The organism is Niabella hirudinis (assembly GCF_051201075.1).
Taxonomy (GTDB): Bacteria; Bacteroidota; Bacteroidia; order Chitinophagales; family Chitinophagaceae; genus Niabella; species Niabella hirudinis.
Map to the genome: position 1 here is coordinate 44,138 of NZ_JBPEHJ010000001.1, position 22,333 is coordinate 66,470.

General features: G+C 42.2%; 12 protein-coding genes and 1 CRISPR repeat array. Of the genes, 6 read left to right on the top strand and 6 right to left on the bottom strand.

Annotated features, from left to right (window positions below; genetic code table 11):
* The first annotated feature begins 47 nt into the window (after window positions 1-47).
* Window positions 48-5,250: direct repeats of the CRISPR family, unit length 47 nt; unit sequence GTTGTGAATTGCTTTCAACTTTCGGATTAACTTTGATCTTTGACAAC.
* A gap of 97 nt (window positions 5,251-5,347) precedes the next feature.
* From GGU45_RS00220 to GGU45_RS00240, 5 genes are all read right to left on the bottom strand, one after another.
* On the bottom strand, window positions 5,348-6,211 hold the full coding sequence (locus GGU45_RS00220; protein ID WP_435220908.1) for an HIRAN domain-containing protein: 864 nt from the start codon (window positions 6,209-6,211) through the stop codon (window positions 5,348-5,350).
* Entirely contained in the window at window positions 6,212-6,550 is a 339-nt protein-coding gene (gene cas2, locus GGU45_RS00225) for a CRISPR-associated endonuclease Cas2 (RefSeq protein ID WP_435220910.1), read from the bottom strand. It abuts the gene before it with no gap.
* Between the two features lies 1 nt (window position 6,551).
* The gene (cas1, locus tag GGU45_RS00230) at window positions 6,552-7,460 is read right to left on the bottom strand and encodes a type II CRISPR-associated endonuclease Cas1 (protein WP_435220912.1); all 909 of its coding nucleotides are present in this window, start codon (window positions 7,458-7,460) and stop codon (window positions 6,552-6,554) included.
* Window positions 7,461-7,463: 3 nt separating this feature from the next.
* Window positions 7,464-12,728: a type II CRISPR RNA-guided endonuclease Cas9 gene (gene cas9 / locus GGU45_RS00235; protein ID WP_435220914.1), complete on the bottom strand. Its 5,265-nt coding sequence runs from the start codon at window positions 12,726-12,728 to the stop codon at window positions 7,464-7,466.
* A 617-nt stretch (window positions 12,729-13,345) separates the two neighbouring features.
* The gene (locus tag GGU45_RS00240) at window positions 13,346-14,503 is read right to left on the bottom strand and encodes a proline dehydrogenase family protein (RefSeq protein ID WP_435220916.1); all 1,158 of its coding nucleotides are present in this window, start codon (window positions 14,501-14,503) and stop codon (window positions 13,346-13,348) included.
* Between the two features lie 207 nt (window positions 14,504-14,710).
* Between GGU45_RS00240 and GGU45_RS00245 the strand changes: the two genes are divergently transcribed.
* Complete coding sequence (locus tag GGU45_RS00245; protein WP_435220918.1) at window positions 14,711-15,220, top strand: acyl-CoA thioesterase; 510 nt, start codon at window positions 14,711-14,713, stop codon at window positions 15,218-15,220.
* Between the two features lie 6 nt (window positions 15,221-15,226).
* On the opposite strand, the gene GGU45_RS00250 is transcribed toward GGU45_RS00245, so the two are convergent.
* Complete coding sequence (locus GGU45_RS00250) at window positions 15,227-15,787, bottom strand: NADPH-dependent FMN reductase (RefSeq protein WP_435220920.1); 561 nt, start codon at window positions 15,785-15,787, stop codon at window positions 15,227-15,229.
* Between the two features lie 548 nt (window positions 15,788-16,335).
* Between GGU45_RS00250 and aroQ the strand changes: the two genes are divergently transcribed.
* The 5 genes from aroQ to GGU45_RS00275 all read left to right on the top strand — a co-directional run bounded on the left by aroQ (window position 16,336) and on the right by GGU45_RS00275 (window position 22,333).
* Window positions 16,336-16,761, top strand: coding sequence for a type II 3-dehydroquinate dehydratase (gene aroQ / locus GGU45_RS00255; protein WP_435220922.1), 426 nt, complete (start codon window positions 16,336-16,338; stop codon window positions 16,759-16,761).
* 13 nt (window positions 16,762-16,774) lie between these two features.
* The gene (locus GGU45_RS00260; RefSeq protein ID WP_435220923.1) at window positions 16,775-18,007 is read left to right on the top strand and encodes an MFS transporter; all 1,233 of its coding nucleotides are present in this window, start codon (window positions 16,775-16,777) and stop codon (window positions 18,005-18,007) included.
* A gap of 990 nt (window positions 18,008-18,997) precedes the next feature.
* Window positions 18,998-19,606, top strand: coding sequence for a DUF4254 domain-containing protein (locus tag GGU45_RS00265; protein ID WP_435220925.1), 609 nt, complete (start codon window positions 18,998-19,000; stop codon window positions 19,604-19,606).
* The gene (locus tag GGU45_RS00270; RefSeq protein ID WP_435220927.1) at window positions 19,603-20,622 is read left to right on the top strand and encodes a glycosyltransferase family 9 protein; all 1,020 of its coding nucleotides are present in this window, start codon (window positions 19,603-19,605) and stop codon (window positions 20,620-20,622) included. The genes GGU45_RS00265 and GGU45_RS00270 overlap by 4 nt, the downstream gene beginning before the upstream one ends.
* A gap of 37 nt (window positions 20,623-20,659) precedes the next feature.
* Complete coding sequence (locus GGU45_RS00275; protein ID WP_435220929.1) at window positions 20,660-22,333, top strand: S41 family peptidase; 1,674 nt, start codon at window positions 20,660-20,662, stop codon at window positions 22,331-22,333.

The window sequence follows — 22,333 nt, forward strand, 5'->3', positions numbered from 1 at the left end:
CTTTGATCTTTGACAACATATGGTCGCACATCTCTCGTTCATTATTAGTTGTGAATTGCTTTCAACTTTCGGATTAACTTTGATCTTTGACAACATATGGTCGCACATCTCTCGTTCATTATTAGTTGTGAATTGCTTTCAACTTTCGGATTAACTTTGATCTTTGACAACAAGATCCTACACCGCTGTTTTTAAGGTCCTGTTGTGAATTGCTTTCAACTTTCGGATTAACTTTGATCTTTGACAACCGAAGATTTTTTGTTTGATTTCGTTGCTTAGTTGTGAATTGCTTTCAACTTTCGGATTAACTTTGATCTTTGACAACTACCTGTCATTTCAGGCTTCCCATCACTTTGTTGTGAATTGCTTTCAACTTTCGGATTAACTTTGATCTTTGACAACAAGATCCTACACCGCTGTTTTTAAGGTCCTGTTGTGAATTGCTTTCAACTTTCGGATTAACTTTGATCTTTGACAACCGAAGATTTTTTGTTTGATTTCGTTGCTTAGTTGTGAATTGCTTTCAACTTTCGGATTAACTTTGATCTTTGACAACTACCATTTTGACAATAACATACGCTCGCGAGTTGTGAATTGCTTTCAACTTTCGGATTAACTTTGATCTTTGACAACACGTAACGTTGTGCGTTTAGACCGCACAATGTTGTGAATTGCTTTCAACTTTCGGATTAACTTTGATCTTTGACAACGCAATCAGACAAACAAACACGTCAAAGTAGTTGTGAATTGCTTTCAACTTTCGGATTAACTTTGATCTTTGACAACCAAAAGCGTTCGCCAGCGGCATTAATCTTGGTTGTGAATTGCTTTCAACTTTCGGATTAACTTTGATCTTTGACAACAGGAGCTGATGAAGGCCATGCGAAGGATCGGTTGTGAATTGCTTTCAACTTTCGGATTAACTTTGATCTTTGACAACAATTTTGAAGTTCGTTTTGAGCAGACGGTAGTTGTGAATTGCTTTCAACTTTCGGATTAACTTTGATCTTTGACAACATTAAGCTCCGTGGCAACACCCAGGCGCGGGTTGTGAATTGCTTTCAACTTTCGGATTAACTTTGATCTTTGACAACCGCCAGCCCCTGGCGTATCTATAGAGGTGTGTTGTGAATTGCTTTCAACTTTCGGATTAACTTTGATCTTTGACAACCAGAAAAGCATGAGCTTGTTGCAGACGTAGTTGTGAATTGCTTTCAACTTTCGGATTAACTTTGATCTTTGACAACCAAAACAATTTCAATGACGATACCCTTGAAGTTGTGAATTGCTTTCAACTTTCGGATTAACTTTGATCTTTGACAACTGGATCCATCCACTGTAACGTCCGATCATAGTTGTGAATTGCTTTCAACTTTCGGATTAACTTTGATCTTTGACAACGCGGTAACGGCGTTTACTTTTCAGGGGAGTGTTGTGAATTGCTTTCAACTTTCGGATTAACTTTGATCTTTGACAACTATTGTTCAACAAGATCGTAGTCGAACTGAGTTGTGAATTGCTTTCAACTTTCGGATTAACTTTGATCTTTGACAACAAACGGACATTACAATCATTTTAAACCGAGGTTGTGAATTGCTTTCAACTTTCGGATTAACTTTGATCTTTGACAACAATGTCCTGATCATCCAATCCCTTAACAGCGTTGTGAATTGCTTTCAACTTTCGGATTAACTTTGATCTTTGACAACAAACGGACATTACAATCATTTTAAACCGAGGTTGTGAATTGCTTTCAACTTTCGGATTAACTTTGATCTTTGACAACAATGTCCTGATCATCCAATCCCTTAACAGCGTTGTGAATTGCTTTCAACTTTCGGATTAACTTTGATCTTTGACAACCAGGTTAAAAAAATAGATAGTATCATGTTAGTTGTGAATTGCTTTCAACTTTCGGATTAACTTTGATCTTTGACAACATCAATCAACAACGGTTGCTCAATATATTAGTTGTGAATTGCTTTCAACTTTCGGATTAACTTTGATCTTTGACAACTGGGAAGCCAAGTGCACATCAAACATAAATGTTGTGAATTGCTTTCAACTTTCGGATTAACTTTGATCTTTGACAACCGACAATCGCAGGAGATACGCCAGTCACAGTTGTGAATTGCTTTCAACTTTCGGATTAACTTTGATCTTTGACAACTATTCCAAACTTGTTGAAAAGAAAATACTAGTTGTGAATTGCTTTCAACTTTCGGATTAACTTTGATCTTTGACAACCCTGCACTTCCTGTTTCTTTACGCAGTCGTGTTGTGAATTGCTTTCAACTTTCGGATTAACTTTGATCTTTGACAACGCTATGTAAAAGAAATTGGATGTACGATAAGTTGTGAATTGCTTTCAACTTTCGGATTAACTTTGATCTTTGACAACTTAGCTTCATTTTCTGCGATCTTCACCTGGGTTGTGAATTGCTTTCAACTTTCGGATTAACTTTGATCTTTGACAACTATTCATGAAGCATACATTAATTGAAACAGGTTGTGAATTGCTTTCAACTTTCGGATTAACTTTGATCTTTGACAACAGCAAATTGCTGATTATTATAAGACGACACGTTGTGAATTGCTTTCAACTTTCGGATTAACTTTGATCTTTGACAACGAACTTTTTGAGGACAGCCTATTTACCAGGGTTGTGAATTGCTTTCAACTTTCGGATTAACTTTGATCTTTGACAACCTTTAATCTTGTTTGTGCTATACTTATCAAGTTGTGAATTGCTTTCAACTTTCGGATTAACTTTGATCTTTGACAACGCAGCCTCTTCATTATTGATGTTTTCCCTGGTTGTGAATTGCTTTCAACTTTCGGATTAACTTTGATCTTTGACAACTTGCCGTCAAACGCCCAGTCACCGATATGGGTTGTGAATTGCTTTCAACTTTCGGATTAACTTTGATCTTTGACAACCGGGGCCACGGATTGTATATTTTCGACCGTGTTGTGAATTGCTTTCAACTTTCGGATTAACTTTGATCTTTGACAACCAGTGTATGACTGGAACATGGAACGCCTGAGTTGTGAATTGCTTTCAACTTTCGGATTAACTTTGATCTTTGACAACCAACAACATCGCCACGCTCATTGTAGTCATGTTGTGAATTGCTTTCAACTTTCGGATTAACTTTGATCTTTGACAACACCAATAATATAGATACTCATAATATAGAGGTTGTGAATTGCTTTCAACTTTCGGATTAACTTTGATCTTTGACAACCCTCTAAGATAACGGCGGTTACCGATAAGAGTTGTGAATTGCTTTCAACTTTCGGATTAACTTTGATCTTTGACAACAATATACGGTCTTTTCGTATAATAAAACAAGTTGTGAATTGCTTTCAACTTTCGGATTAACTTTGATCTTTGACAACATGCTATCGGCAATCTCTGCCGGAGCCATAGTTGTGAATTGCTTTCAACTTTCGGATTAACTTTGATCTTTGACAACAAAAACAAAGTAAAGCTGACCGATAATCAGGTTGTGAATTGCTTTCAACTTTCGGATTAACTTTGATCTTTGACAACCGCTTGCAGACTCAATCGTAAGGGAAATAGGTTGTGAATTGCTTTCAACTTTCGGATTAACTTTGATCTTTGACAACAGGAGGTGGCCGCACAGCAAATGGGCTATAGTTGTGAATTGCTTTCAACTTTCGGATTAACTTTGATCTTTGACAACAAACAGCCTAAACAAAACATGAACAATAAGGTTGTGAATTGCTTTCAACTTTCGGATTAACTTTGATCTTTGACAACCTATGGTTAAACGCTAAAACCAGAACACAGGTTGTGAATTGCTTTCAACTTTCGGATTAACTTTGATCTTTGACAACACGTGGCTTCCTTTGCCTCTTTTGATGCCAGTTGTGAATTGCTTTCAACTTTCGGATTAACTTTGATCTTTGACAACTGCTTTTATCGAATGGTAAAACCGAAGGAAGTTGTGAATTGCTTTCAACTTTCGGATTAACTTTGATCTTTGACAACGTCGGAACTGCAACCCGGTTTTGCTACGGGGTTGTGAATTGCTTTCAACTTTCGGATTAACTTTGATCTTTGACAACTGAACGATATGCCGGCTGCCAGCTACACAGGTTGTGAATTGCTTTCAACTTTCGGATTAACTTTGATCTTTGACAACAAAGCCAATGAAAGGAATGGTTATTCCTGGGTTGTGAATTGCTTTCAACTTTCGGATTAACTTTGATCTTTGACAACTATTATACTTATTAAGAACAAACAGTCCGTGTTGTGAATTGCTTTCAACTTTCGGATTAACTTTGATCTTTGACAACTTCGCTGACGGACTTCTCCATAGCAAGAATGTTGTGAATTGCTTTCAACTTTCGGATTAACTTTGATCTTTGACAACATAAAGGATTTAATCTGCCTGACTACATCAGTTGTGAATTGCTTTCAACTTTCGGATTAACTTTGATCTTTGACAACCGACCATCTTCAATATCTGATGGTCTCGCAGTTGTGAATTGCTTTCAACTTTCGGATTAACTTTGATCTTTGACAACCCGGTAGAAAGTAATTACATCCATGAACTAGTTGTGAATTGCTTTCAACTTTCGGATTAACTTTGATCTTTGACAACCCGCAGTAAGCGCAGCGTCCGCCGTATTTAGTTGTGAATTGCTTTCAACTTTCGGATTAACTTTGATCTTTGACAACGGATTCTTGAGTAAAGAGGCGTTTGATAAAGTTGTGAATTGCTTTCAACTTTCGGATTAACTTTGATCTTTGACAACATAATACCGGGGGCAAACTTTACCATTGGTGTTGTGAATTGCTTTCAACTTTCGGATTAACTTTGATCTTTGACAACTAAGCCTGTGGATAAAACACTTTAAAAGCGGTTGTGAATTGCTTTCAACTTTCGGATTAACTTTGATCTTTGACAACACCCCGAAGAAGTGGCAGTTATGGAAGAAAGTTGTGAATTGCTTTCAACTTTCGGATTAACTTTGATCTTTGACAACCGAAAAAAAAGAAGACAGAAAAAACAACTAGTTGTGAATTGCTTTCAACTTTCGGATTAACTTTGATCTTTGACAACAACCGGAACGCATCAACTCCAACGTTAGAGGTTGTGAATTGCTTTCAACTTTCGGATTAACTTTGATCTTTGACAACTGGTTAGTGGTATTTTGCTGAACTACCTGTGTTGTGAATTGCTTTCAACTTTCGGATTAACTTTGATCTTTGACAACGCGTTTGGTCAAAACCCGCAACAGTAAAGGATTTCAGGTTGTCAACAGGATAAAAAAACGGGTTGAATACCCGTTTTTTTATTTCCTACCCTTCATTTTATACAAACCTGATTTCATAAAATAGCCGGCCGGCCTTGTCAAAAACACCTATCACTTTCTCGATGCGATACGACAGCTCAGCCACCCGGTTTACATTGGCTACCATGTAGCCGCGTTCATCAAACACATTATTTAAGACAATCGCATTGTCTTTTAATACGCGGGTTAACGCATCTTGCTTTAAATCGGCTGGCAGCCGGTTCTCATTTATAAGCATACGACCTTCAGTGATTATTTCCTGCAAATTCCGCCCGGACTCAAAATCATCATGTAAAATGGTATAAATATGATCATCTTTTGAATTTTCGACCATTGCCTCATAAAATTCTGAAGCATCCATAACGACATCATCATCTTCCTCCTCCTCATAATAAATGTTTACAACCCTATCCTCCGTCAACTTCAGAGTCCGGTACCGGGGCGTCTCTAATTGTGTCAAATACAGGGCCGATTCCGGCAAAGCTCCCGTTATCTCTTTTAACACATAAACGGCGACATGTACATTCTCCCAGGCTTTTGCTTCTTTTTTCAGGTGCGTTATTTCTGCCTGCATCTGAAGCACTTCGGCATCCATGAGTTTACTAAGCAGTTCATTATCCTCCCGGGGTATATACCCAATTCTGTGCTTATTGAAATGCAGGGCTATTGCTGAGGTATCAAATTGATTTTCCGGCTCCCTCACCATCTGGAGCATATCGCCCTCCTGCATCTGATCCAATAATCGCATTCCTTCATAAAACCGGAACCCGCGCACAAAACTCTGCAGCAAATAGATCCGGTGATATTGCTTTACGATACCTCTGGGCAGCACCGAAAGGCCCAGGAAACCAACTACTCCCCTAATAAAATCAGTCCTTCTCATTTAAAACAGTTCTAATTGGTGCGCCGGCAACGGCGACTCCGTCGCCTCCTTGCCGTTAAAAATCTCCATTTGTCCAAATTGTTTATCGGTAATACAGACAATGCCGATATGCCCTTTTTCCGGAAGGATCTTTTTCACCCGTTGTACATGCACTTCCGCATTCTCCCGGCTCATACAATGGCGGATATACATGCTGAACTGGAACATGTTAAACCCATCGTCAAGGATCCGCTTCCGGAATTTCGCATAACGTTTCCGGTCAATCTTTGTTTCCGTAGGCATGTCGAACATAACAATGACCCACATAATCCGGTAAGCATTTAACCGTTCAAAATTCATTTTAAACAAATGAAGGAGCCAATACAGGATACAGCAGCCGGCGGCTGGCGCCCTCAAAACATCTGGCCAGACTGGCAGTTGTTCGCTGTACCGCATTCATCAACGGACTTTTTTCATCATCGATGACCACATCCATTGCCGGTATGCTCAGCAATTGCTGTTTCATAGACGGGGTCATATCCAGGAACTTCCCATTACTTCTTACAATATCATACACCAGTTTATCCACGTAAGGCCGGTAAGGCTCCATGATATCGTCCGCCAAACAGTAGGCATTGTACTGGTTCCTGTGAAAAATGCCCAGGGTAGGCAACAACCCGCTGCCTACCAAATTTCTTGCCACGATGGCGCGCAGCACTGCATAGCCATAGTTTAATAAATTGTTGGGCGCCTCCCCTTCCCGAAACCGTTTAAAACCCGGGAACAGGGGAAACACATTTTTCCAGTAATACCCGGCAGCCTGGGCCTCGCAGTTATCACTGTCGCCACTTTTTACCTTAGCAGCCAGGTTTAGTAAGGTTTTATTGGGTATCCGGTACAATGCCAGCAGATTGGCCTGGTTTTGTATTTTAGCGGTTACGGTCTGCTGCCACAATTGCTTCTTCAGCGGTACGGAAGCATCCACCTGCAATTGAAAACGCTGGCTTTGCAGGGTATGCCCATCTAAGTTCAGCATGAGGCCGGTAGGCAAATGGATATCATCGCAGGTGATCAGCGCTACATTATTGGCCAGCAGTTTAGCGATCACACTATGCGTAATAGTGATCTGCTGATGATCCAGGATCAGCACCCCTATATCTTCAATGGCTGCCGTCTTTACCTCGCCGGTATCCGCCAGCTCCACCAATAATTGCTCATTTTTGGTTTTAAGATAGGCCGGGTTACCGAAGTATAGAGTGCGTTTGATCATTGGTTATACTTTTGAGACATTACCTAATCTGTCATTTTTAAGTTTAATACACCTTGTTTTGATCATTACTGGCTTACCATCTTTATCAAAAGTGCAATTGTTATCCATAAAATCCTGCAATCTTTCACTTTTACTATTCGTTCCATTTTCATTTTTAACTATTTCCGCAGAATTCGAATATGGAACAAAATGAGCTTCCTTTTCAGTGCAACTAACAAACTTATAAACCCTATTTATCTGATTAATACTTAATGAATTAAAATCAACATTACTTATATTCTGTTGTTCTTCTTCCATAGGTATATATACCAAATCATTAGGTGACAATATCATACTATTGCTGGTATCGGCTACAGCAGTATTTAGGTTTAGAAGTTTCCCCTTTTCCTCATTTATTGCAACCCTAAGAGTTATTGTTTCGTAATCAATACTATAGTCATTTTTAGTAATTTTAAAATGAAAATTACCTCCTGTTTCTACCCATTTATGATTGTTTGATTTTTTCTTTCCTATGGTGAATTTAAGCGAAGCACTTTCCGCAATAGGCAACCTTTTCACCGGAATTTTTCTGTTTCGGTTAAATTCCTCTATTGCTTCCATTGAGAATGCTTTATCTATATCGTTGTCATTATCACTCAAATGAAGCAATAGGTCATTTCTTAATTTTAAATCAGCTATTTTATAAATTCTGTTTTTTACAGCATCTAAAGTCGGCAACGCTCCTGCCCCTGCCCTTACGCAAAGGTTTGTGATAGGCTGCCTTTTTCTATATTTTGTATTTACAACTTTGAAATCAGCATACTCAACACTCTCACCATCAATGGAAATAGGGCTTTTAGACAAATACTTTTTTACTTCTCCTACTTTATTGTTGTGCATTCCCAACGCTTCTTTCACAGCATCTTTAATTCGATCATCCTTTATTAAATCAGCTCTTCCTATATTGTCAATGATTTTTAATCTGTCATAGTGCAAAGCTATTTCCGCACTTGGGTTGTCCGTATGCAACTGCACCCTAACGCTCCAATGTTTTTTGTTTTCATTTTTTTGACTAATAAATTCTTTAATTGGCTTTCTGTTTTTGTCTAATCGCAGTTCTCCATTTTTATCGTAATAGCTTTCATATTTGTTAGATGATTTTGAAACCAACTTAAAATCGCTCTGGAATGAAACCACGCAATGCTCCAGTGTTTCTAACACTACTTTTTTGTAACTTCTAATTACTGAATCTGAATAATTATTTTTCCAATTCATATCCACAACAGACGCCTTCTCATTTCCTTGTGTTTCATCCAATCGATAGGAACCGGGCAACATATAAAACCACTTTTTCTCATTTGGGTTTTCCTTGTCAGGCACACTGTACATTATCTGTCTTTTTATACCGGCTCGCTGGGCTTTTATCGCCCCTATTTTTTCTTTCCTTTTATTGGCAATTCCCGAATTTATATTGTTGATATATTGCACATGGTTTTCTGTGCACAAGGCCACAATCAAAGCATCCAAAGCGTGATGGCGATGGTCTAATCTTTTTAGTTCAAAATTCTTGTTTTGTTCTAAAATGTATTTTACATTAACATCGAAATATTCGTGACCGCTTTTTGAAGTTTCAAATACTCCAAAATTTTCTGAGTTATCAAGTTTGTTTAGCCGCACAAATCTTGGCGTTAAGAGTTCTGTCCAAACCTGATTAAATTTCCATTCTTTTTTCAGTTTATCCGTAATTGCCCCGGAAACCGGAAGCAAGTTTTTAGAACGAAATTCTATTTCGCCTTCTTCTCTCACAATATGACTAAGCAACTCCATTGCTTTTTTGGCAACATGTTTTGCATTATTCATTTGGCTATCGGTAAAGCCTGTTGGAACTTCTTTAGAAAGAAGAATAAATCTTTTGGCTGCACTGAATTGGGTTTTTACTAAACTCACGTAAGTATTTTCATCAACAAGCTCAAAGGTTACATTCCCGTTCAATTTTTCATCAAAAATTGTATGTGTTTTTCCTCCAAACTGCGATATAAATTCTCTGGCGGTTTTATCGGATTTAAGCCTGTTTAAAAAAGCCTCGCAAACTATTTTATTGTTTAACGAATCATTAGTTACGGAAGCTCGCGGCAAAATATGGTCAATATTGTACTTGTTTCCATTGAACAAATCACTCAGCATAATGGGTTTGTTTGTATATGGCGACATATACCCTTGCTGAATCCAAAGTTTGTATTTTTCAAAATCTGCCTTGCTGATTCTTTGTTTTTTCAGTATGCTTTCAATTTCTTTTTTCTCAAACTTTTCTTTATTGTTCATATAGAAATCTTTTTCCGAATGACTTCTTGTTTTTGCACCTTCTTCTACAATTTTCAAGCGCTCAAAATGGTCTTGATTTCCCCTTCTTGCATTATAAGGCGATTGGCTTAAAAACTCGTCGAGTATATTTTTTAATCGTTCATTTTCAGCTCTGCTATTCTTTTGTTTTGTAGTAATATCCTGTTTTTCTTGATTGGATTTTTGTAACTCTCTCGCTACTTCTAAATGAATTTCCGTGAAGAAATTTTTAATCGAATCTCCATAAAACTCCCATATATCTGCTACCACTTTCATCGTTTCTTTCAAAACTTTTTCAGCAACCGGATTGTTTAGAGAATGATGTTTTAATTCTGTGTTTATCTCATCTCTTATTTTTTGCGGATTGTCCCAATATTTTGCTTGTGCTAATTCTGAATGTCTTCCATAAATAAAGTATGAAGACTGCGTTAAGTTTAAAAAATTAAAATCTTCAATGAACCTGAAATCTTTAAAAGTATTAAAAAGTCCTTTTGGATAAGGCAATTCTCTCAATTTCTGATTCACTTCACTTACAACAACCTTGCCGTAATCAACGTCTTTTGCAGACCAGACAATTTGATTGCTTTTTTCGAGAATTGTCTGTGCTCTATCGAGATATTTTTCCTGCCAACGTTCATCAGATTTTTCTCGCGTTAAAAAGTTATCGCCAACTCTCATTACGGAAAGTAATTTGCGAAGCGATTTAACAGAATACGCAGCATATTTTGAAGAAAATTTAGGATAGTTCTCAAAGTCTTTACATAAATTTTCAAACACTTTTTCTTCTATATTTTCGTCTTTAAAATATTTAGTAAAAAAGTTTTGAATGCTCGTCTTTCCGAATTTTGGATTGTTTATTTCTTTTATTTCGTTAGCCTTTTTTCTTTCATTTTGATTGACGGAATACAAATAATGCCACAATTCAATTTCCTTTTCCTGCGACATAAAAGTGTCAAAGTCTTTAAATCCGCATCTTTTAAATCTTATCTCAAAACTTTTTCTAGTTTCGTTTCCCTTTAATTCTTCTTCTGCCGGATAATTCCATAAAATTTTCCATTCGTCTTTTTTCCCAATCTCTAATCCAAATTGCTTTTTACAAAACTTTAAAAAATCAGTTAAAGTAACTGTCGAACGTTTGTTAAAATGTTCAAACAAAGCTTTGTAATCTTCTGGCATAAAATATTGGGAAGTTATATCAATATTCGTTACAGATTTCCCTTCTTCATCTTTTGCCTCTAACTGTATCAACTTTATATTGTGGATTTTATCCCAAATCCTAAATTCCTGGAACAAAGGGTGTGAAGCAGATACTGCCTTTTTGTAAACAGGAATTTTAGTTAATTCACCTGTGATAGTATTAATATCTTCTTTCCAATAATCAATTTCATATTTACATTCAGAAATTCCCAGTTTTTTGGATTTTAAAGGTCTTTGATACAACAAAATGTCTTCTATCAACAAATGAGCAATGGCATTTTTATTCGCTAATAAAGCCTTAGAATGTCCTTCATTATTCGGATACAACAGCTTTACGCATTTCTCAAAAACAGATTGATCCTCTAAATTTTTATGAAATTCTCTCTGAGTGGCGACAATCTGACTGAGTTCTTCTCTATAAAACTTCCTGTCAATAGTTTGAAAAAGTCCACCGATTATTTTGGTGCGTTCACCCGTTTTTGTGTCATTAACTAATACATCATAAATTTTCGGAGAAATATAGTGTTTTGCACTTCCGTCATTATTTACATAACCTTTGTCTATATTGAATTTAGCAGCATCCTTCTCTGTTTTTTTCTTCAATAAGGTCCAATCTTTGCTTCCTTCGCTATTAAAATCCGGTATTTTTATACTCGGAATAATTGTTTCAGGACTTCCCTTGTAATCGAATTTATTTGAAACAACAAATAAGTTTTCAATTGTTTTATTTTTTTCTGTTATTTCTTGTGCTAATTTCTGATAGGCTACATTGAATTTCTTTTTCTTCTGTTCTTTCCTCCAACCATTTGTGTAGATGAAATCATATTTATGTTTGGCATTCTTGTCATCAATTTCAGAGTGTAGTATATTGGCAAGTTTCAACTCATACAAATCGCTGATTTGATATACAGTCTTTCCTTTTTCAATATTCTCCGACTCATCTAATTTTGAAACTTTTACAACTTCTTTTATATCACCTTTAAATGTTAGTTGTTCTGTTGTATATTCTTTATAGGTAAACCTTTCAGCATCGTTGAGAACAACCTCATAAAAAACACCATTCTTATCGAATTTTTGCTCTGAACTAACCACCTGCAAATCCAATAATTCTTTTATCTCATCCGATTTTTCATCATTATTTTCAATTTCCTCTAATTCCGCTCCTCGCTTTTGATTGTAACTTAGTAACACCCAAGCCAACTCTTCCAAAGAGATTTTTGCCTTGAGAGCTTTTTGCCGTAAATAATAAATTGTCCAATCTTTTGGAACTCGTTCGCCTTTTTCATTTTTAATGCTGGGATTTACCTTTTGTAAATCTTTTATCATTTCTTCAAAAGCCTCTTCAAAATAAAATGTGTGTTTGTTCTCACTATTTTTTGTAGGCAAATAGGCTATTTTAGGTTCCGCTTCATTCTTGAACTGTCCGCATCTCTTGCCGTTTCTTTCAAAATCAATTTCAATATTGTAATGTTCAGGCAATGCTTCCAATAAATTCAAAACTAGATGCAAGCGATCTCTTCTTAATAAATACCGTTCTTTGGTAATTCTTGCCCGGTGCAATTTTGTTCTGTTACCGGCAGCACTTGTAATTTTTTGCCCCGCATTAAATTTTGAAAACTCCTGGCTATCCATCGGAATAATACGTGAACCGAGCCCAATAATTCTCAATAGCTTATTTTTATAGTCTATTTCAATCAAGGCCCATCCAATTGAATTAGTACCCAAATCAAGTCCAAGAATCGTTTTACTCATAACTTTCAATTAATTACCCTAAAAATAAAGAATAAATTTTCCCAATTTTACGGTTTTCCGTATCCTCCTCATTAAAAACAGTTGTATATTTGTATCTGAAAGCAATTCACAATAAGGATTATTCCGTTGTGAAAACATTTGGGTTGCTCCTTGTCCATAATCAGGGAGTTTTTTTATGCCCTATTCGCCAGATCCTTGAATATTCAGTTTAAAGCGAAAACAGAAAATATCAATGGTTTGCAATTGGCCGACCTTGTTACTTATCCGATAGCCAGGTATGTTTTGGAGCCCGATAGGCTAAACCCTTCCTTTGAAGTATTTAAAAGTAAATTTTATAACAAGGGCGGCAAACGTTATGGGTTAAAAATATTCCCGTAAAAACAAAGCCGGATTGCTCCGGCTTCATTCCGATTGGGGACACCCCGATCCAAATTTGTTATTGTAAAGGTAAGAAATTATCCCGAACATCTGGAAGCAGTTCACCATAAGAATTAGCGGCCCCGGAAAAAAACAGGGCCAGCCCCCCATCATTCGCAGTAACGCGGAATGCGGGTGCATGGCACAATATAGGATCCATAATCCTCTATATTGGAAGGAGTACCGGTTTTATACCCCCCTTATTTCCGGCGCTGCAGCTCCTTTTTGATAAGCCCCAGCTCCCGGCCGGTTTGCCCTTTTACCGATGTGTTTTCCTGGGCGCGGCGCATAAGATAGGGCACTACATCATCAATGGGGCCAAAAGGCAGGTATTTGCTTACGCTGCAGCCGGCAGCGGCCAGGTTAAAGGTAATATTATCGCTCATCCCATAAAGCTGGCTAAAATGTACATGCGGATGATGAAGGGGCACCCGGTGTTGCTGCAGCCATGCCACGGCATCCAGGTTGCTTTTTTCATTATGGGAGGCAATCACCAGCGCAATGCGGTTCAGCCGCTCCAGGCTAAACTGCACCCCGGCATCATAATCGCGGTCGGAGCTGGCCTTATCCGGCTGTATGGGCGATGCATAGCCCCTGTCTGCCGCCCGGGCGCGTTCTTTTTCCATATAGGCGCCCCGCACCAGTTTTACCGCCAGCAAAAAGTTGCGTTCCGCCGCGGCATCATAACAGTCTTTTAAAAACTGCAGCCTGTCGTGCCGGTACAATTGCACGGTATTATAAATAACCGGAGTTGTTTTATTAAAACTATCCATCATCAGGATCGTAAGCGCATCTACCGGATCCTGGATCCAGGTTTCTTCCGCATCAATCAGCACACCCACCTTTTTTTCGGCGGCCCGCTCGCAGATCCGCAGCAGCCGGGTGCGCACCCGGTGCCATTCTTCTTTTTCGGCAGTCTCCAGCTGATCGGTTACCTGCAGGTACCGTTTGATCAATGTTCCGCTGGCGGCCGTCATCAGTCCGTCAATCTTTTCGAGCAGTGCAAACCTCGAAAAGCCGGTCACCTTTACGCTCATAAACGGAATATTGGATTGGGTGGCGGCATAATCGATAACCCGGATAAATTCATCCGCGGCATGATCGTATTCCTTTTCAGAATCCTCCCCCCCTTCTACCCCATAGTCCAGGATCACCTGTACCTGGTACTGCCCCAGCCGGGCGGCCACTTTGGCGGTTTCCTCCAGGGTTTCGCCGCCTACAAATTGCTTAAAGATGGTGCTGCGTATGAGCCCTTTTACGGGTAACCCGCTTTTGATGGCCCAGGGGGTGAGGCGGGTGCCCAGTTTTACCAGGGCCGGTTGCCCCATCATTGAAAAAAGCAGCCTGGCCTGTTTCAATTCCCTGTCTGACTTGTATTTGAATGCGAATTCCGTGTTATCAAATGATACCGGTAGATTAGTTTCCTGCATATAACTTAAGCGAAATATCCGTCAAAGGTAAGGGCGCTTTCTCTTTTCAGTTACAAAAAGATTGGCCCGGCGCAACCGTTTGAGCAGCGGTTTTCCTGTTTAACCGTATCCTGTTACTTTTGCAAAAAATTTAAAATGGCGAAAAATCCTGCAGACAGCCTGATTGTAATGACGGAACTGGTATTGCCCAATGATACCAATACCTTTGGTAACTTAATGGGCGGCCGCCTGATGTACTGGATGGATATTGCAGCGGCCCTCTCGGCCCAGAAACACGCCAATCTTCCGGTAGTAACGGCATCTGTTGACAATATCTCCTTTGAGAACCCTATCCGGCTGGGCAATTCGGTACATATAGAAGCCCGGGTTACCCGTGCGTTTAATTCCTCTATGGAAGTGCACCTGCTGGTACATGGCGAAGACCTGGTGCACCGCCACCGGTATAAAAGCAATGAGGCCTATTATACCTTTGTAGGGCTGGATCCCGATGGAAAACCGGCCGCCGTGCCAGCGCTGGAGCCGGTAACGGAAAACGAGCGCCTGCTTTTTGAAGGTGCATTGCGCCGCCGGCAGCTCCGGCTTATACTGGGCGGTAAAATGAAGCCCACTGATGCGGCAGAATTGCGGGCCCTGTTCCAGATTTGATGCTTATTACCTGGTTCCATTGATTTCGGATACCCAATCCGCATAGGCGCTCAGGAACCGCTCCAGAAACTGATCCAGCCGCTGCCGGTCTGCCGGCTGTGCTTCATTAAAACAGGCGGCTATATTACTGAGGTAGGCCTCGGGCTGCTGCATCATGGGCAGGTTGAGGAATACCATGGCCTGCCGCAGGTGATGATTGGCGCCAAAAGCGCCCAGCCCCCCGGGGGTAACGCTGGCTACCGCTCCGGGTTTGCGGTTCCACACACTTTTCCCCGATGGCCGGGAGCCCACGTCAATGGCATTTTTGAGGAGCCCGGGAATGGAGCGGTTGTATTCCGGCGTTACAAAAATAATTCCGTCCTTTGTCCGGATGGCCTCCCGGAACCGCTGCCAGGGCTCCGGCACTTCGGGCTCAAGATCTTCATTATACAGCGGCAGATTGCCGATTTCAACGATCTCCAGCTGCAGCCCCGCAGGCGCCAGACGAATCATTTCCTCCGCTACTTTACGGCTGTAAGAGGCGGCCCGCAGGCTTCCGACCAACAGGCCTATTTTTTGAATGCTCATAGTAAAAGCTTTGGTTAAAAGTAAATGAACCGCTGCAGAAAACAAAGTATTGTATCATGAACCGCAAAGGTCAAAAACATTGGATGACCTTCCCCTGGTCCTTGCGTGAAATAAATCACTGGGGCCACAAAGACCCGAAGGCTCAAAGAAACACGAAGAGGTTGAACGGCAACACCGCGTCTTTGCGTGAAATAAATCATTGAGGCCACAAAGCCCCGAAGGCCCGAAGAAACACGAAGAGGTTGAAAGCGACACTGCGTCTTTGCTCCATTGCGTCCTTGCGTGAAATAAATCATTGGGGGCCACAAAGACCCGAAGGCTCAAAGAAACACGAAGAGGTTGAACGGCAACACTGCGTCTTTGCGTGAAATAAATCGTTGGGGCCACAAAGCCCCGAAGGCCCGAAGAAACACGAAGAGGTTGAAAGCAACACTGCGTCTTTGCCCCGTTGGTTCCCTGCGGTTTAAAACCCAACCGCTAAAATTTCAATTCCAAATACACGGTTTCCTGCTCCAAATGTCTATATTAGCCCCATAAAAGTTTCACTCATGCATCTTGTAATTATCAACGGACCCAACCTTAACCTGCTGGGCAGGCGGGAACCGGGCATCTATGGCAGTTCCAGCTTTGAATCATTTTTTGAACAGCTGAAACAAAAACACCCCGAAATCCGCTTTGATTATTTCCAGAGCAATATCGAAGGCGAACTGGTAACCGCCCTGCAGCAATACGGATTTGAAGCAGACGGTATTATCCTGAACCCCGCCGCCTATACCCATACTTCGGTAGCCATTGGCGATGCCATTGCCTCTGTTAACACCCCGGTAGTGGAAGTGCATATCAGCAATGTGCATGCCCGCGAAGATTTCAGAAAAATATCCCATGTAAGCGCCAAATCCGCCGGCAGCATCATCGGGCTGGGGCTTATGGGGTATGAGCTCGCCGTTCAATATTTCCGGGATTTTAAAAAATAACCCTTCGCGCTATATGAACCAGCAAAAAAATGCGTCCATCCTCAGCCTTACCGTAGTGGTGGCGGCACTGGGCTACTTCGTTGACATTTACGACCTGCTTATTTTTGGCATCATCCGCATTCCCAGCCTGAAAGAGCTGGGCCTTACGGCCGCCGAGATCACCACCAAGGGAGAATGGATCCTTTCCGCCCAGATGGCGGGACTGCTGATTGGCGGTATTTTATGGGGGATCTGGGGCGATAAAAAAGGAAGGGTGAAAGTGCTCTTCGGGTCGATCCTGATTTACTCAATTGCCAATATCTGCAACGGGTTTGTACAAACGGTGGAGCAATATACCGCCATCCGTTTTTTTGCGGGGATTGGCCTGGCCGGGGAGCTGGGCGCCGGCATTACGCTGGTGGCAGAGTTATTACCCAAAGAAAAACGCGGCATCGGCACTTCCATTGTTGCGGGCTTTGGCGTGCTGGGCGCTGCCGTTGCCTTTTTTATAAAGGAGGAATTTCACTGGCGCACCTGCTACTTCATCGGCGGCGGGCTGGGAATTCTTCTGTTACTGCTCCGGATATCGGTACTGGAGTCGGGCCTTTACAGCCGGATGCGCAACAGCGAAGTAAAAAAAGGACAATTCCTGATGCTTTTTAGCAGCCGGGAGCGTTTTTCCAAATATATAAAAAGCGTTTTTATAGGGCTGCCCACCTGGCTGGTGATCGGGATACTGATCACATTCAGCAGCGAGTTTGGCAGGCAATTCGGAATTACCGGTGATATTGATCCCGGCCGGTCCATTATGTATGCCTATATCGGGCTGGCCCTGGGCGATATTATGATCGGGCTGGTAAGCCAGTGGCTCAAAAGCCGCAAAAAAGCGCTGTACATCTTTTATGGCCTTACGTTTATTTCCATACTCCTTTACTTTACCACGCAGTGGAACGGTACCCCCGGGTGGATGTATACCCTCTGTTTTTTCCTGGGCTTCAGCATCGGGTTCTGGGCTGTTTTTGTTACAGTGGGGGCCGAACAGTTTGGCACCAACCTCCGGGCTACGGCCGCAACCACCATTCCCAATTTTGTAAGGGGCCTGTTGCCGGCGATCCTTTTCCTGTTTAAGGAAATACGCGGCATCGGAACCCTGGGCTATGTAAACGGCGCCATTATTACTTCGGTTATTGTGATGATCCTTTCTACCATTGCCGTTATTACCCTGCCCGAAACCTTTCATAAAGACCTGAATTATGAAGAGGTTTAAGGTTCAATGTTCCAGGTCAGATCCGTTTCATACCCGATGATCCATTGCCTGTTGACCAACTCAATGTTGTTTCCTTAGCACCTGGACGTCCAATATATTGCTCACTCCCGATGCATCGCATAGGCGTCAAGTTAGCATGCAAACTGTACCCGCCGCATAGCGGCAGATAAATATTGTAAGAGCGGGTTTCAACCCGTCTCGCTATCCACACGAAGGGTTGAGAGCCGCCAGCCCGAAACATCTGCCGTGCCTATGGCACTCAGATCTGCCTTTTCGCCGCTAACATCGCGCTGAAGCACAACGTTCTAAAATCTATCCGGGGCTATGCCCTTCAAAGCCTTTAATAGCGCAGATTTGCCGGCATGCTTACATCCCCTTAACCTGACGCCAATGCGATGTACCGGAACACAAACTTTTATCCCGATTTGTCGCATGCACGCCAGGTTAAGAACAGGTCTGTTACCATGAAATGTAGTACGGGTAAGCCTTTCAGACCCCAAAGATCGCATCTTTTTATGGCAAACAGGCGCAGCGCGCCGCTGACCCTTATAACGATGAGCGTCCAAAACCTCCCGTAGCCGCAGCGCGGCGGTAATTTCCTGTGCACGGCTTGTACAAACCGCAATCATTACCGGTGCGCTGCACCTTTATTGCCCGTATTGTTGCTTACTAACAGGATCAGCGCTGCGCTGCAGCTCCCAAGGGGCAAAATCAACCCGACGTGCATGATGCGCCAAACCCAATACGCTTCCCGGTTTTACGTCTTCGGGGCTCAACATCTGGCTTAAGGAAACGGCATCGAATAGTTAATAGGCAATAGTTAACAGATCATCGGGTGTAAAAAGGCCATCTAACCTGAAACTTTGAACGTTAAACCTGAAACCCGCACTTAAGTAAACGACATTGATTGACCATTAACTATTCCCTATTTCAAATTTTCAAATTCTAATCCCGGTAGCTTACATTTGCGGGATAACAATAAATTTGATTATGCGTACGGCAGACTGGATCCATATTTTTCAGCAGAGTATTACCGATTATCATCAAACAGATCATGTTGATACACCGGTTCAAAACCCTTATCCCAAAGGAGGACTGGAGTTCCTGATGTATGAGAAAAACTGGATTGACACCGTACAGTGGCACCTGGAAGACATTATCCGCGATCCGCAGATAGACCCGGTGCAGGCACTGGAAATCAAAAGAAGGATCGACAGCTCCAACCAGCACCGTACGGATATGGTGGAATATATCGACAGCTGGTTCCTGCAGCAATACCATAATGTGTTGCCGGCTGCAGATGCCTCTTTTAACACGGAAAGCCCGGCCTGGGCTATTGACCGCCTGTCGATACTGGAATTAAAGATCTACCACATGCAGCAGGAAGCAATAAGGCCCGATGCATCGGAAACACACCGGGCCGCCTGCGCCGCAAAACTGGATACCCTGCTAACCCAGCGCAGCGACCTTTCTGCAGCTATTGATGAGCTGCTCCGCGATATTGCCGCCGGCAAAAAATACATGAAAGTGTATAAACAAATGAAGATGTACAATGATGAAAGCCTGAACCCCGTTTTATACCAGCAAAAAAAAGGATGAGCGCCGCACCCGCACATATACTGGCTCTGCGGTTTTCGGCCCTGGGCGATGTGGCCATGACCGTTCCGGTTTTGAAACAATTGCTGGCGCAAAACCCGGCATTGACGATCACCCTGGTGTCCCTGCCCTTTCACCGCCCGCTTTTTGAAAACATAGAACGGCTGCATTTTTACGAAGCCGATATCAAAAAAGATTTCAAAGGCATTGGCGGACTGATCCGGCTGGCCCGAAAATTAAAAAACGACATCCGGTTTGATGCGGTTGCCGATCTGCATGATGTGCTGCGCACCAAGATCATCCGTAATTTTTTAGGCCCCGCGCCCCTGGCTGTTATTGACAAAGGACGGAAGGAAAAAAAGGAGCTGACAAGACCCAAAAACAAAAAACTGCGCCCGCTCAAAACTACGTTTCAACGCTATGCGGATGTGTTTATAAAGCTGGGAGTGCCAGTTGACATCAGCTGTCAGACATTAGAAATCAGAAATCAGAAATCGGACATCAGAAATCGGACATCTGCCCGCATCGGCATTGCTCCTTTTGCCAAACACGCGGCAAAAATGTACCCGCCGGATAAAATGAAGCAGGTGGTGCAGCAACTGGCAGATAACAGCCATCATACCTTATTTCTATTTGGCAGTAAGGCCGAAGCCCCGGTACTGGAACTGTGGGCGGCGGAATTTAAAAACGTACAGGTTGTGGCCGGCCGTTTTACCTTTGCCGGAGAGCTGCAGCTGATGGCCCGCATGGATGTAATGCTGACCATGGACTCTGCCAATATGCACCTGGCTTCGCTGTATGCGGTGCCGGTGGTTTCCGTTTGGGGCGGTACCCACCCCTGGCTGGGGTTTTATGGCTGGGGGCAGGATCCTGAAAATGCGGTACAAACCGATCTCCCCTGCCGGCCATCTTCTGTTTTTGGAAATAAGCCCTGCCCGGTACACGGGGAGGCGGGCTGTATGCAGGAAATTACACCGGAAATGATCGTTGCCCGGATTACAAAAATTTTAGATAGGTAATGGAATTAATGCCTATCTTTTCAAAAAATTACACGCCATGTTTTTGAGCAAACCCGTTGTGAGTGCATTCCTGTGTGTTTTGATTTTGCTTGCTTCATGCCGTCCGAAAGACAATATTGTTCCGCCAAAGCCCACCGGCGTTACACCGGAACAGCTGGCGGACTCTCTTTATTTATATGCAAAGCAGGCTTATTACTGGAACAGCAGCCTGCCGGATATTTCCTCCTTTAATCCCCGGCGGTACGCAACTGCAGATACCCTTGGCGGGCTTGAAGACGAACTCTACCAGATTTCAAGAACGGCGCTCAATCCCGCAACGGGCTTCCCTTATGAACAGTACATCAATTTTAGCACCAACCTTCCAGAAATCAATGTTTGCAAATATTCCTATATCCTTCCTACTGAAGAAACCGTATCCGGGGGGGCATCCGCCTTTGCCATCACCAACCAGGCAACGGTAAAGAATATTAAGATGACGCTGGACGGTAAAGAGAACAACCTGGGTTTTGTGCCGGCCAGTATTCCTGTAGACAATACTGATGATACCAAAGAAAAGATCCCCTATCACAACGGGGATAGCAGCGTTATTTTTGTAAGAGCGGTTACCAATGGATCCCCCGCATGGAATGCGGGATTGCGCCGGGGCGATATTATTTCAAAATTCAACGGCAAAAGTCTGAATGCCGATAATGCAGCCGACCTGGCGGCGATCAATAGTGCCATTAATGCAGCCTCCATCACCCTTACCATTTACAAGCCCAGTACCAATACCAGCAAAGATCTTAGTTTTTCTAAAGCGGTTTATTCTTTTAACCCGGTTTATAAGGACACCGTTTTAACCATCGGCAGCAAAAAAATTGGTTATATCGCTTATAAGTCCTTTACCCAGGAGTCCAACTCCAAACCGGTGCTGGACGCTTCCTTTGCTAAATTTTCAGGCATCACCGATATTGTTGTGGACCTGCGGTACAATGGCGGCGGCTATGTAGATATGGCAGAGTATTTTGGAGAACTGCTGGCCCCGGCAAATGCCAACAGCAAAGTGCTCTTTGTAGAATATTACAACCAGCTGATGCAAAACGGGCAGGCCACCATTCTTAAAAACCAGCCCGTATATGGCGCCGATGGAAAGGCGAAGGGATATAGTTATTTTGATGTAGACTATACCCCCGGAAGCAATACCACCTATGTTTTAAAGAAAGGGCCGGTGAACAATAGCAATGAAATAAAAAATATTTATTTTATTGTGAGTGAGGCCACCGCATCCGCCAGCGAATTGCTCATCAACAGTTTAAAACCCTATTTCAACACAACAACACTTATAGGCGCCCGGTTTGAATACGGCAGGGCCAGTACTACTTACGGAAAGCCGGTTGGTTTTTTTGAACTGAGGATCGGGAAGTACAGTGTTTACATGGCAAATTTTGAAACGAAAAATGCCCAGGGAACGGGCGGGTATTATACCGGTATGCCGGTAAATATACAATCCATAGACGATATCCGGTACGACCTGGGCGACCCGAATGAAACCTGCTTTTTAAAGGCAATCCGGGCCATTACCGGCGATCCGCTCTATAAGCCGGCGGCTGCCGCCCAAAGATCCCTCGGCAGCATTTCGGCCACAACAGAAAGTACCATGAATTTGAAGGGGCGTATCAGCATAGGCTCCCCCGCCACCATCAACGGGATGTTTGCCCGGCCCCAAAAATAA

What these genes read in the sequence shown, in the direction of transcription:
- GGU45_RS00220 (WP_435220908.1), bottom strand. Translation starts at nt 6,211, where the DNA reads ATGAGAAGGACTGATTTTATTAGGGGAGTAGTTGGTTTCCTGGGCCTT.
- cas2 (WP_435220910.1), bottom strand. Translation starts at nt 6,550, where the DNA reads ATGAATTTTGAACGGTTAAATGCTTACCGGATTATGTGGGTCATTGTT.
- cas1 (WP_435220912.1), bottom strand. Translation starts at nt 7,460, where the DNA reads ATGATCAAACGCACTCTATACTTCGGTAACCCGGCCTATCTTAAAACC.
- cas9 (WP_435220914.1), bottom strand. Translation starts at nt 12,728, where the DNA reads ATGAGTAAAACGATTCTTGGACTTGATTTGGGTACTAATTCAATTGGA.
- GGU45_RS00245 (WP_435220918.1), top strand. Translation starts at nt 14,711, where the DNA reads ATGGCGAAAAATCCTGCAGACAGCCTGATTGTAATGACGGAACTGGTA.
- GGU45_RS00250 (WP_435220920.1), bottom strand. Translation starts at nt 15,787, where the DNA reads ATGAGCATTCAAAAAATAGGCCTGTTGGTCGGAAGCCTGCGGGCCGCC.
- aroQ (WP_435220922.1), top strand. Translation starts at nt 16,336, where the DNA reads ATGCATCTTGTAATTATCAACGGACCCAACCTTAACCTGCTGGGCAGG.
- GGU45_RS00260 (WP_435220923.1), top strand. Translation starts at nt 16,775, where the DNA reads ATGAACCAGCAAAAAAATGCGTCCATCCTCAGCCTTACCGTAGTGGTG.
- GGU45_RS00265 (WP_435220925.1), top strand. Translation starts at nt 18,998, where the DNA reads ATGCGTACGGCAGACTGGATCCATATTTTTCAGCAGAGTATTACCGAT.
- GGU45_RS00270 (WP_435220927.1), top strand. Translation starts at nt 19,603, where the DNA reads ATGAGCGCCGCACCCGCACATATACTGGCTCTGCGGTTTTCGGCCCTG.
- GGU45_RS00275 (WP_435220929.1), top strand. Translation starts at nt 20,660, where the DNA reads ATGTTTTTGAGCAAACCCGTTGTGAGTGCATTCCTGTGTGTTTTGATT.